The 12,034-nt window shown below is 61.9% G+C and carries 11 protein-coding genes; all 11 read left to right on the top strand.

Annotated elements, in window-relative coordinates; all coding sequences use genetic code 11:
• Positions 1 to 2 precede the first annotated feature (2 nt).
• The 11 genes from VQ071_RS19455 (at position 3) to VQ071_RS19405 (ending at position 12,022) form a co-directional block, all read left to right on the top strand.
• On the top strand, positions 3 to 365 hold the full coding sequence (locus VQ071_RS19455; RefSeq protein WP_090117377.1) for a response regulator: 363 nt from the start codon (positions 3 to 5) through the stop codon (positions 363 to 365).
• Positions 366 to 380: 15 nt separating this feature from the next.
• Positions 381 to 884: a flagellar biosynthetic protein FliO gene (locus VQ071_RS19450; protein WP_340515820.1), complete on the top strand. Its 504-nt coding sequence runs from the start codon at positions 381 to 383 to the stop codon at positions 882 to 884.
• Positions 881 to 1,627 (top strand): flagellar type III secretion system pore protein FliP, encoded by a 747-nt coding sequence (gene fliP, locus VQ071_RS19445; protein WP_340515819.1) that lies wholly within the window; start codon positions 881 to 883, stop codon positions 1,625 to 1,627. The genes VQ071_RS19450 and fliP overlap by 4 nt, the downstream gene beginning before the upstream one ends.
• Positions 1,628 to 1,652: 25 nt before the next feature.
• A complete protein-coding gene (gene fliQ / locus VQ071_RS19440) occupies positions 1,653 to 1,922 on the top strand; it encodes a flagellar biosynthesis protein FliQ (RefSeq protein ID WP_340515818.1) in 270 nt (89 codons plus the stop codon).
• A 1-nt stretch (position 1,923) separates the two neighbouring features.
• Positions 1,924 to 2,715, top strand: a complete 792-nt coding sequence (gene fliR / locus VQ071_RS19435; protein ID WP_340515817.1) for a flagellar biosynthetic protein FliR — start codon at positions 1,924 to 1,926, stop codon at positions 2,713 to 2,715.
• A gap of 49 nt (positions 2,716 to 2,764) precedes the next feature.
• Complete coding sequence (gene flhB, locus VQ071_RS19430) at positions 2,765 to 3,859, top strand: flagellar biosynthesis protein FlhB (RefSeq protein WP_340515816.1); 1,095 nt, start codon at positions 2,765 to 2,767, stop codon at positions 3,857 to 3,859.
• 97 nt (positions 3,860 to 3,956) lie between these two features.
• On the top strand, positions 3,957 to 5,939 hold the full coding sequence (flhA, locus tag VQ071_RS19425; RefSeq protein WP_445293315.1) for a flagellar biosynthesis protein FlhA: 1,983 nt from the start codon (positions 3,957 to 3,959) through the stop codon (positions 5,937 to 5,939).
• Positions 5,936 to 7,447, top strand: coding sequence for a flagellar biosynthesis protein FlhF (flhF, locus tag VQ071_RS19420; protein ID WP_340515814.1), 1,512 nt, complete (start codon positions 5,936 to 5,938; stop codon positions 7,445 to 7,447). The genes flhA and flhF overlap by 4 nt, the downstream gene beginning before the upstream one ends.
• Positions 7,440 to 8,306 carry a MinD/ParA family protein gene (locus tag VQ071_RS19415; protein ID WP_340515813.1) on the top strand — a complete coding sequence of 289 codons (867 nt, stop codon included), beginning with the start codon at positions 7,440 to 7,442 and terminating at the stop codon, positions 8,304 to 8,306. The genes flhF and VQ071_RS19415 overlap by 8 nt, the downstream gene beginning before the upstream one ends.
• A gap of 36 nt (positions 8,307 to 8,342) precedes the next feature.
• A complete protein-coding gene (locus VQ071_RS19410; protein ID WP_340515812.1) occupies positions 8,343 to 9,896 on the top strand; it encodes a chemotaxis protein CheB in 1,554 nt (517 codons plus the stop codon).
• Between the two features lie 32 nt (positions 9,897 to 9,928).
• Entirely contained in the window at positions 9,929 to 12,022 is a 2,094-nt protein-coding gene (locus tag VQ071_RS19405) for a chemotaxis protein CheA (protein ID WP_340515811.1), read from the top strand.
• The last annotated feature ends 12 nt before the right edge of the window (positions 12,023 to 12,034 follow it).

Genomic DNA, 12,034 nt, shown 5'->3' with positions numbered 1-12,034 from the left:
TTATGGCAAATCGTATCTTGGTCGTGGACGACGCAGCATTCATGCGCATGATGATTCGGGACATCTTGACTAAAAACGGCTATGAGGTCGTCGGCGAGGCGCAGGACGGCTCGCAAGCGATCGAAAAGTTCAAGGAACTGTCTCCGGACCTTATCACGATGGACATCACGATGCCCGAGATGGACGGGATCGCCGCGCTGAAGGAAATCCGCAAGATGGATTCCAACGCCAAAGTCATCATGTGTTCGGCCATGGGCCAGCAAGCGATGGTCATCGATGCCATCCAGGCTGGCGCCAAAGACTTCATCGTCAAACCGTTCCAGGCCGACCGCGTCATCGAAGCGATCAAAAAGACGCTGGGCTGACGGATTTCCGGCAATATGACTTATTCCTGGGATATGCTGTGGGTTCTGCTCGTGCTTCTGCTGATGATCGGCGGCATCGTCTTGCTGCTCAGGTTCGTCGGCAGGCGCAACCGGGGCTGGTGGGTCAACCGTTCGCTCCGGTCGCTGGGCGGGCTCACGCTGGGCGCGAACAAGTCGATGCAGATCGTCGAATGGAACAATCGCATCTACGTGCTCGGCGTCGGGGAAAACGTGCAGCTGCTGGAGTCGATCACAGACCCCGACGTCGTCGCTGCGCTGTTGGCCCAATACGAGACGGCCGACGCGGCAGCGCGCCCCGCGATGCCGCCGTGGCTCAGGCAGCTGCTGGACCGGGGCGCCGCGAAGCAGGGCCGGGAGGCGGAGACCGAGCGGCCGGCTGCCGCGCATAGCTTTGAACAAACGCTGGAAAAACGCCTGCGCGAGCTGTCCGAACGCAAGCAGCAGGTCGATCAGCTCCTGTCGGACAGCAAGCCAGCGGATCGGACGGAACAACCATGAAGCCCAAACTGCTATTCAGCTCTTTGCTCGCGGCCATCGCCCTGATCGGCGCTGCTTCGTCCGCATACGCGGAGCCGATCATTCAGATCCAGGCCGGAGACGGCAGCCAGCCGGTAGGCGCTTCGTCCCTAACCCTGCTGCTGATGCTGACCGTGCTGAGTCTGGCGCCGTCGATTCTGGTGCTGATGACCAGCTTCACGCGGATTGTGATCGTGCTCGGCTTCGTGCGCACGTCGCTCGGCACGCAGACGACGCCGCCCAATCAGGTTCTGATCGGGCTCGCGCTGTTTTTGACCTTCTTCATTATGGCGCCGACAATCTCGCAGGTGAACGAGCAGGCCGTGCAGCCTTATCTCAAGGGCGAGATCACGCAGACCGTCGCGCTTGAGAAGGCTTCGGTCCCGATCAAGGCTTTTATGTACAAGCAGACACGGGAAAAAGACCTGCTGCTTTTCTTGAACTACACGAAGACGGCGAAGCCGGCGTCTTATCAGGACATTCCGATTACGGTGCTTGTGCCCGCCTATGCGATCAGCGAGCTTAAGACCGCGTTTCAGATGGGCTTCATGATCTTTATTCCTTTTCTCGTGATCGATATGGTCGTCTCCAGTACGTTGATGGCCATGGGGATGATGATGCTGCCCCCCGTCATGATCTCGCTGCCGTTCAAGATATTGTTGTTCGTGCTCGTGGACGGGTGGTATTTGGTCGTCAAATCGCTCCTGACGAGTTTCCAGACTTGAGCGGGGCCGGAGGGGAAGAGAGCTAGTGAGTGCTGAATTTGTCATCGGCCTGGCGGGACAGGCGTTATTCACGGTGCTAAAAGTGAGTGCGCCCATGCTGGTCATCGGGCTTGTCGTCGGCCTGCTCGTCAGCATCTTCCAGGCGACGACCCAGATCCAGGAGCAGACGCTCGCGTTTATTCCGAAGATTGTCGCCGTATTTTTGGCCATTCTGTTGTTCGGTCCTTGGATTCTGAATACGATGGTCGACTTTACCAGCCATTTGCTGGGCAACTTGGCGAGCTATATCGGCTGATATGACGATCGATAATGTCATGCAGCTGCTGCCCGCCTATATGCTCGTTCTGTGCCGGATTTCGGCCTTTATCGTCGTAGCGCCCGTGTTTTCGTCGCGCTCGCTGCCCGGCCCGTTCAAGGCGGGCATCAGCGTATTTCTGGCGTTGCTCGTATTCTTGACCGTCGGCTTCGATCAGCCCGTCCCGACCGACGCGACTTATATATTTTCCGTGTTGAAGGAGATCATGGCGGGACTTGTGATCGGCTATACGGCTTCGCTTTTTTTCAGCCTGATCCAGACTGCGGGGACGCTGATCGACATCTCGATGGGGCTTGGCATCGCCAACATCCTCGACCCGATCTCCGGCGTATCCGCGCCGCTGCTCGGCAATCTGAAGTTCATGCTGATGATGCTCGTCTTTTTGTCAACGAACGGTCATCATTACTTGCTGGGCGCGATCATGAACAGCTACAAGTGGCTGCCGCTCGACAACAGGATGTTCCAGATCATTTACGAAGGACGCCTGACGGAGTTTATGGTGCGCACGTTTGCGGATACGTTCGTACTGGCGCTTCAGATTGCGATGCCGCTCATCGTCGCGATGTTCCTGACGGATTTCGGACTTGGCCTGCTGGCCCGGACCGCTCCGCAATACAATGTATTTGTTATCGGCATTCCGCTCAAAATTTTAATAGGTCTCGCGCTCTTGATTCTGATCATGCCGGGATTCAGCACATTGTTCCAGATCGTATTCGACCGGATGTTCGACGCGCTGGAAAAACTGTTTGTCATTATGAAAACCACATCATGAGATTCATAGAATCGGTCACGGTTTATGAAGCGCGAGGGGAGGGGTTGCTTTGTCTGCCTATCGGTTAAGGCTGGATCTGCAGCTGTTCGCCGGCGAGAAGACGGAAAAAGGCACCCCGAAAAAACGCCAGGACGCCAGGGAAAAGGGCCAAGTCGCCAAAAGTCCCGAACTTGCCAGTTCGTTTATACTCGTTGCGACGATTAGTGTCATGATGGCCTTGGGTTCGTTTTTCCACGATCGCATATTCGCGCTCTTCGGCGACGTATTCCGCAGGCAGCTGTCGATGGAAGTGACCGATGCCAATGTGATGGGGCTGTTCGCCAGTTATTTGATGCAGATGCTGCTCATCCTGGCGCCGATTCTGATCGTCACGCTTATCATCGCCCTGGCTGCGAACTACGTGCAGATCGGCTGGCTGTTCACGGCGAAGCCGCTGCAGCCGAAGTTCAGCAAGCTGAACCCGCTGAAAGGGCTCAAAAACATTTTCGGACTGCGTTCCGTCGTCGAATTTCTCAAAAGCTCGATGAAACTCATCCTCGTCGCCCTCATCGTCTATATGATCATTTGGGGCGAGCGGGACAAGATTATGGCGCTGGCGTACGTCCCGATCGGACAGACGTTGTCGTACGTGGCCGGACTGATGGTCAGGCTCGGTCTGCTCGTCGGCGTGGCGCTGACGCTGCTCGCTTTCGGCGACTATTTCTACCAGAAGTACGAATACGAGAAAAGCTTGAAAATGAGCAAGCAGGATATCAAGGACGAGCACAAAAATTCCGAAGGCGATCCGCTCATCAAGAGCAAGATCAAGGAAAAGCAGCGCCGGATGGCGCTGATGCGGATGATGCAGGAAGTTCCGAAGGCCGACGTCATCATCACCAACCCGACTCACTTCGCCGTGGCGCTGCAGTACGACGCCGCGCGCATGGAGGCGCCGCGCATCATCGCGAAGGGCCAGGATTATATGGCGCTGCGCATCAGGCAGATCGCCAAGGACAACGGCGTCATGACGATGGAAAACAAGCCGCTCGCGCGCGCGCTGTATCAGCGAACGGAGATCGGGGACGCCGTCCCTGCTGATCTGTTCCAGGCAGTGGCCGAGGTGCTGGCATACGTATACAGAATCAAAGGGCGTCGCACGATGTAGCGCATTCCGATAACGGTTACTAGATTCGAAAGGGGAGGGCAGGACTGTGAAAATCCGGGACATCAGCATTCTGGTAGGCATCATCGGCGTCGTCCTGATGATGGTCGTCCCTATCCCGACGCACCTCCTCGACCTGCTGCTGATCGTGAACATCTCGATCGCGCTCATGATTATGCTGATTGCGATGAACACGACGGATGCGCTCCACTTCTCCATTTTTCCGACGCTCCTGCTCATCACGACGCTGTACCGGCTCGCGCTCAACGTCTCGACGACACGCCTCATTCTGTCCGAGCACGACGCGGGCAAGGTCGTCGCCACGTTCGGCAGCTTCGTCGCCGGCGGACAGCTCGCGATCGGCTTCATCGTCTTCCTCATTCTCGTCATCGTACAGTTCATCGTCATCACGAAGGGCTCGGAGCGCGTCGCCGAGGTCGCCGCGCGATTCACGCTCGATGCGATGCCCGGCAAGCAGATGAGCATCGACGCCGATCTGAACGCAGGGCTGATCAACGAGACCCAGGCCCGCGAGCGGCGCGAGAAAATCGAAAAGGAAGCGGACTTCTACGGGGCGATGGACGGTGCGAGCAAGTTCGTCAAAGGGGACGCCATCGCCAGCATCATCATCGTCTCGATCAATCTGATCGGCGGCTTCATCGTCGGCATGGCCGTGCACGGCATGGAGATTGGCGAGGCGCTCAGCACGTATTCGGTGCTCAGCATCGGCGACGGTCTCGTCAGCCAGATTCCGGCGCTGCTCATCAGCACGGCGACAGGCATCATCGTCACCCGCGCCGCCTCCGAAGGCAATATGGCCGCCGACCTGTCCAAGCAGCTGCTCCGCTATCCGAAGCTGCTCTATATCGTCGCCGGCACGATCCTGCTGCTCGGCATCGCCACCCCGATCGGCCCGTTCGCCACGATCCCGTACGCGGCCATGCTGGCGATCGCCGGCTACCGCATCCAACTGAACGCCGCGAAGCGTCAGCAGGCGGAGGAGCAGCTCGTGGAGGAGAAGGAGATCGAGGAGGTGCGCAGTCCCGAGAGCGTCATCAGCCTGCTGCAGGTCGATCCGATCGAGTTCGAATTCGGCTACGGCCTCATCCCGCTGGCGGATACGTCGCAGGGCGGCGACCTGCTCGACCGCATCATCCTCATCCGGCGCCAATGCGCGCTGGAGCTCGGACTGATCGTGCCGGTCATCCGCATCCGCGACAACATCCAGCTGAAGCCCAACGAATACGTCATCAAGATGAAGGGGAACACGGTCGCGCGCGGCGAATTGCTGCTGCATCATTATCTGGCGATGAGTCCCGGCTTCGAGGACGAATCGATCACCGGCATCGCGACCAAGGAGCCCGCCTTCGGGCTGCCGGCGCTGTGGATCGACGAGGCGACCAAGGAACGCGCGGAGCTGTCCGGCTACACGGTCGTCGATCCCCCCTCGGTCGTCGCGACTCATCTGACCGAGGTCATCAAGCGCTACGCGCACGAGCTGCTCGGCCGTCAGGAGACCAAGTCGCTGGTGGACAGCGTGCGCGAGAGCTATGCGACGCTCGTGGACGAGCTGGTCCCGAACATCCTCACGATCGGCGACATCCAGAAGGTGCTCGCCAAGCTGCTTAAGGAGAAAATATCGATCCGCGACCTGGTGACGATCTTCGAGACGCTCGCCGACTACGGCAAGTACACCAAGGACCCGGACGTGCTCACCGAATACGTCAGACAGGCGCTCTCGCGGCAGATCACCCAGCAGTACGCGAGTCCGAGCGAGCCGCTGCGCGTCATCACGGTCAGCCCGGGCGTCGAAAAGCGGATCGCGGAATCGGTCCAGCAGTCCGAGCAGGGCAGCTACCTGGCGATGGAGCCTTCGTCGACGCAGGCGATCTACAACCGGCTGAGCGAACAGATCAACAAAACGCTGCAGTCGGGGCAGCAGCCGATCATCCTGACTTCGCCGAATATCCGCATGTATATGCGGCAGCTGATCGAGCGGAGCCTGCAGGACATTCCGGTGCTCTCCTACAGCGAGCTTGAACCGAATATCGAAGTACAAAGCGTCGGGGTGGTGAACGCATGAAGGTCAAACGTTATCTCGTGGACGATCTGCCGCAGGCCGTACAGCAAATCCGCAGCGAGCTGGGCTCCGATGCCGTCATTCTGAACACCAAGGAAATCCGCACAGGCGGGTTTCTTGGCATGTTCCGGAAAAAACGAGTGGAAGTGATCGCGGCGGTGGACGAGTCCGCCAAGCCGCTGCCGCAGGCCCGGCCTGCCGCTAAGCCGGCAGCGCGTCCGCAGGCGCCGGCTGCCCCGCGGCCGTCTGCGGACCGGCTCGCCCCGGAGCAGCCGGAGCAGCCCGGCGATCAGCCGCCGCTTCGCCTGCCCGCCAGCGCCGTCAGGCAGCGCTACGGCGCCGGAGGCGCGGCCGGCGGCCAGCCGGCCGCGGATGCGCAGCAGGCCGGCGCCATCGCAGGCACGGCTGCCGCGCAGCAAGCGGCGGCCGCGCGGCAGGATGAGCTGCCCGCGCCGAGCTTCGACCGGGCGCTGGCGCAGGCGCTGACGCTGGCGCAGGCCCGTCATGCGTCGGATCGTAGCGAAGCGGACGCATATGCGTCCGCCGACCGCGTCGAAGTCCCGGCGGCGGCGCCGGCGGCCGTAACGACGCCCGCAGCCGCACCGCCTTCGGGAGAGACGGCGGAGCTGCTCGCGGAGCTGCGGGCGATGAAGGACCTGCTGCGGCAGCGCAGCGGTCCCGAACCGGCGCAGCGCATGCCGGAGCCGGTACTGCGCATCTGCCGGCTGCTCGCGCTCCAGGGCGTCGAGCCCGCTCACGTCGAGGCGTTCGCGGGACAGCTGACCGAGCGGCTGCGCCAAGCCGGCGAAGAGGAGTTCGCCGCCGAAGACGGCGACCTGCGCGTGAAACGCGAGGCGCAGGCGCTGCTGCAGGAGTGGCTGGCGCCGGCCCGCGATCCCGGCATCTCCCGGGATACGCGCATCGTGCATTTCGTCGGGCCGACGGGCGTCGGCAAGACGACGACGATCGCGAAGCTCGGCGCGGAGCAGACGCTGTCCCGGCGCCGCTCGGTCGGCTTTATCACCGCCGACACGTACCGGATCGCGGCCGTCGATCAGCTGCGGACCTATGCCGACATCCTGAACGTCCCGCTCGAAGTCGTATTTTCGCCGTCGGAGCTTGCCCGCGCCTACAAGAAGCTCGAGGACCGGGACCTGCTGCTGATGGATACGGCCGGCAGGAACTACCGCAACGAGCTGTACGTGTCCGAGGTCAACAGCCTGCTGTCGCCCGGGCAGGAGGCGGAGAAGATTCTCGTGCTCAGCCTGACGCACAAATACCAGGACATGCGGTCGGTATCGTCCCAATTCGTCAAGTACGGCGTGTCCCGCCTGCTGCTGACCAAGATGGACGAGACGGACTCGTACGGCGCGATCGTCAATCTGATCAAGGAATACGGCTTCACTATCCCGTACGTCACCTTCGGCCAGACCGTACCCGACGACATTCGCCCGTTCGATCCCGAATGGCTGGCGGCCAAGCTGCTGGAAGGAGCCGCCGCGCATGATTGATCAAGCAGAAGCGCTCCGCCACAGAATGCAGTCGATGGGCGAAGATGCGGCGAAGCGGACGCGCATCCTCACGGTGACGAGCGGCAAGGGCGGCGTCGGCAAGTCCAACTTCAGCCTGAACTTCGCGCTGGCGCTCCAGAAGCGGGGCTTCAGCGTACTGCTGTTCGACGCCGATATCGGCATGGGCAACATCGACGTGCTGCTCGGCACGCCGGCGGCGTACAATCTGTTCCATCTGCTCAAGCGGGACAAGTCGATCTGGGAGATTATTCAGGAAGGCCCCGGCGGCCTGCGGTTCATCGCGGGCGGCTCGGGCTTCAAGGATCTGATTCGCTTAAGCGACGAGGAGGTGGAGTACTTCGCCTCCGAGATCGCCAAGCTGTACGGCGAAGTCGATTACGTGCTGTTCGATACGGGCGCAGGCTTGTCCAAGGAGACGCTGCGCTTCATCCAGGCCGCGGACGAGACGATTGTCGTGACGACGCCCGAGCCGACGTCGATCACCGATGCCTACGCCTTGATGAAGATGGTGAAGACGATGGGCGAGGACGCCGAGTTCCGGCTCGTCGTCAACCGCGTCGGCGACGATCGCGAAGGCAGGCAGACGGCGGACAACATCAGACAGGTCGCCAGAACGTATCTGTCCCTGGAGCTGCCGGTGCTGGGATTCGTGCCGGACGACGCCCATGTGTCGAAAGCCGTCAAAAAACAGACGGCTTTGTCAAATTTATATCCGGATTGTCCCGCATCCAGAGGGATTGACGGGATCGCTGCCGAATATTTAAACGAGAGCCGATCAGCATCGGTCCAGACAAGCATCAAAGGATTCCTCCAACGCGTGCGCAAGCTGTGGAGCTGACCAACTTAGTTTATCTTCGAAGGGGGACGCGTGGGCATGAGCGAGTTTACGGTTCTGGTCGTTGACGATTCCCCTTTTATGCGCAAGCTCGTCGGAGATCTGATCGCCAGCGACAGCGCCTTCAAAGTCGTGGCCACGGCTGCGGACGGCGCCGAGGCGGTCGACCGGGTATGCGGCTTGCGTCCGGATATCGTCATCATGGATCTGGAGATGCCCGCCATGAACGGGCTCGAGGCATTGAAGCTGATCATGACCCAATGCCCGACGCCGGTCGTCATGATGTCTGCGGTGACGGACAGAGGGACCCGGGATACGATCCGCGCGCTGCAATTCGGCGCCTTCGACTTCGTTCGCAAGCCGGACGGCGCGCTGAAGCTGGACGTATCGCAAATGGGCGAGATGCTGATCGAAAAATTACATATGGCCAGAGAACTCGTCGCTTCCGGCGCGCTGCGGCTTCGCCGCATGCCGGAGGCGGAAGCCGAGGCGCGGGTCGAAGCGCAGGACGAGACGCCGGCCGCGGGCGACGATCCTCCGAGCGCCGACCGGCAATCCCGGACCGTGGCGGATACGCCGGCGGGCACGTCGGCATCCGGCGGCGATCCGCTCGGCGCGGCCGGGGCGCTGGCCCGGGCGGAGACCGCAGCGGCCGGACCGCCACCCCGCGATGCGGATGCGCCGCCGTCGGCGCCGGCGGTCATGCCGCCGACCGCCGAACAGCCGGACAAGCGTCCGCCGCCGCGCCGGTCGCTGGAGGAGCTGCGCGCGTTCGGCCGAACGTCCGGCCCGCAAGCGCCGGGCGAACGTCCCGCGCGCCGGCCGCCGGGCGCACAGGACGAAGCGAACCGGACCAAGCGGCCTGCCGGAGGACCGGCAGGGGCCGCGAAGGACGGCGCGGCTGCGATGCCTCCCCTCCGGCCGGGACCGAGACGGGCGGACGCGGCGCCGGAGGCGCTGCCTCCGGAAGCTGCGGTATTACGTGCTCATGGCGCTTTTACCGACATCGTCGCGATCGGCACTTCGACCGGCGGGCCGCGCGCGCTTCATGAGGTCATGTCGGCGATTCCCGCATCCTTCCCGGCGCCGATCCTGATCGTGCAGCATATGCCGCCCAAGTTCACCCATTCGCTCGCGCAGCGCCTCGATTCCTGCTCGGCGATCGAGGTGCGGGAGGCTGAGGACGGCGATCGGGTAGTCGCGGGCCATGCTTATCTCGCGCCCGGCGGCAAGCATATGCGGCTGCAGAAGGACCCGCATGGCGGCTACCGGATCGCGCTCTCGGAGGATCAGCCGGTGAGCGGCCACCGTCCTTCGGTCGATGTCATGTTCGACTCGCTCGTCGGGCGCCGGGAGCTCAGGCGTCACGTCGTGCTGATGACGGGCATGGGCAGCGACGGGGCCAGAGCGATGAAGGCACTTCGCGATGACGGCGCGGCCTTGCTGATCGCGGAGGCGGAGGAAACCTGCGTCGTGTACGGCATGCCGAGATCGGCGGTGGAGAACGGCGCGGCGCAGGCGCAATTCCCGCTGCAGCAGATCGCGCCCGAGCTGATCAGATCGGTTGAACGGCCGAGAGCGAAGCAGCATTAAAGCAGATGTGCCATTCAGGAGGTGACGCGCAAGTGGAAATGAACCAATATTTGTCCATTTTTATCGACGAAGCAAACGAGCACCTGCAGTCGCTTAACGAAAATATGCTGCGTCTCGAGCAGCAGCCCGAGGATATCAGCATCGTTCAAGTTATTTTTCGTTCGGCGCATACGCTCAAGGGCATGTCGGCTTCGATGGGCTTCGAGGACTTGGCCTCGCTCACGCACGAGATGGAGAACGTGCTGGACCTGGTGCGCAACGACAAGCTGAAAATGAACGGCCACATTTTCGATACGCTGTTCAAATGCCTGGATGCGCTCGAAGGCATGGTCCAGGACATCGTAGGCGGAGGAACCGGCAGCGCGGACGTCACGGAGCTGGTGGCTCAGCTCAAGCAGATCGTCAAGGGAGAGCCGGCGGCGGCCGCAGGCAAGGCTTCGGCGCCTGCCGCAGCCGCGGGGGCTTCGGAGCTGGCGCTCGTGGCCACGCATCTGCTGCTGGATCAATACCAGCTGTCGGTGCTCAAGCAATCGATCGAAAACGGCAGCCCGGCCTTTCATATCGAGGTCACGATTCGGGAGGATTGCCTGCTGAAGGGCGTGCGGGCCTACATGGTGTTCGACGCGCTCGAGCGCAACGGCGAAGTGGTCAAATCCCACCCCACGGTGCAGGAGATCGAGCAGGAGCAGTTCGGCCGCCAGTTTTCCGTTTATTACATCTCCCGCATTCCGCAGAACGAGCTGCAGGACGCGCTTGACAAAATCTCCGAGCTCGAATCCGTGGCGGTCGTCCCGCTCGATGCCGAATCGCTGAGCGAGCTCGACGAATCGCGGGCCGGGCAGCATCAGATTCAGGAGGCGGCGGCACAGGTTGCAGCCGCTGCGCAGACGGCGGTCAAGCCGGCCGAAGCGCCGGTCCGCGCCGCCAAGCCGGCTGCCGAGACGTCCGCCAAGCCTGCAGCTGCTGCGCCGGTCGCGAACAAGACGATCCGTGTCGATATCGACCGGCTCGACTCGCTCATGAACCTGTTCAGCGAGCTGCTCATCGACCGCGTCAGGCTCGAACAGCTGGCCAGCGAGGTGCGCCGCAACGACTTGACGGAGACCGTCGAGCATATGGCGCGTGTCAGCGGCGATCTGCAGAGCATCGTGCTCAAGCTGCGGATGGTGCCGGTGGACAGCGTGTTCAACCGGTTCCCGCGGATGGTGCGGGATCTGGCGAAGTCGCTCGGCAAAAAGCTGGACCTCGTCATCACGGGCGCCGAGACCGAGCTCGACCGGACGGTCATCGACGAGATCGGCGATCCGCTCGTTCACTTGATCCGCAACTCCGTCGACCATGGCGTCGAGACGATCGAAGGGCGCATCGAAGCGGGCAAGCCAGAGACCGGTGTCGTCCACCTTCGGGCTTTTCACAGCGGCAACCACGTATTCATCGAGATCGAGGACGACGGGCGCGGGATCAACCAGCCGAAGGTGCTGGACATCGCCGTCAAGAAGAACATCGTATCGCCGGACGAAGCCAAAAAGCTGAGCGACGACGAGATCAACATGCTGCTGTTCGCGCCGGGCTTCAGCACCGCGGACAAAATCTCGGACATCTCCGGACGCGGCGTCGGACTCGACGTCGTACGAACGAAGATTGAGTCTCTCGGCGGCGTCGTGTCGGTCACCTCCAGGACGGGACTGGGCTCGAAGTTCTCCATCCAACTGCCGCTGACGCTGTCGATCATCACCGCGATGCTCGTCAAGCTCGGCTCGGAGAAGTTCGCGATCCCGCTCACCTCCATCGTCGAGACCGGCATCATCAAGCGCAGCGACATTCGCGTTCTGCACGGCTCCAAGGTCATCGAGTACCGCAAGTCGATCGTACCCGTGCTCTCGCTCGCGGCGGTGCTGGACTCTCCGGATTATTCCGACGAGGGCGAGCACGAGACCGAGATGCTTGTCATCCGCAAGGGAGAGAAGCTCGCGGCCGTGCTGGTGGACGAGCTGATCGGCCAGAGCGAGATCGTGCTCAAGACGCTGGGCAAGTACTTGACGAACTTGAACGTGATCTCCGGGGCGACCATCCTGGGCGACGGCCAAGTCGCACTGATCGTCGATCCGAACGCGCTCATCAAATAATCGATCTCATCC

It is taken from the genome of Cohnella sp. 56, from assembly GCF_037963805.1.
Taxonomy (GTDB): Bacteria; Bacillota; Bacilli; order Paenibacillales; family Paenibacillaceae; genus Cohnella.
Note: the sequence above shows the minus strand (reverse complement) of the source record. Positions and strands in the feature narration are given on the sequence as shown.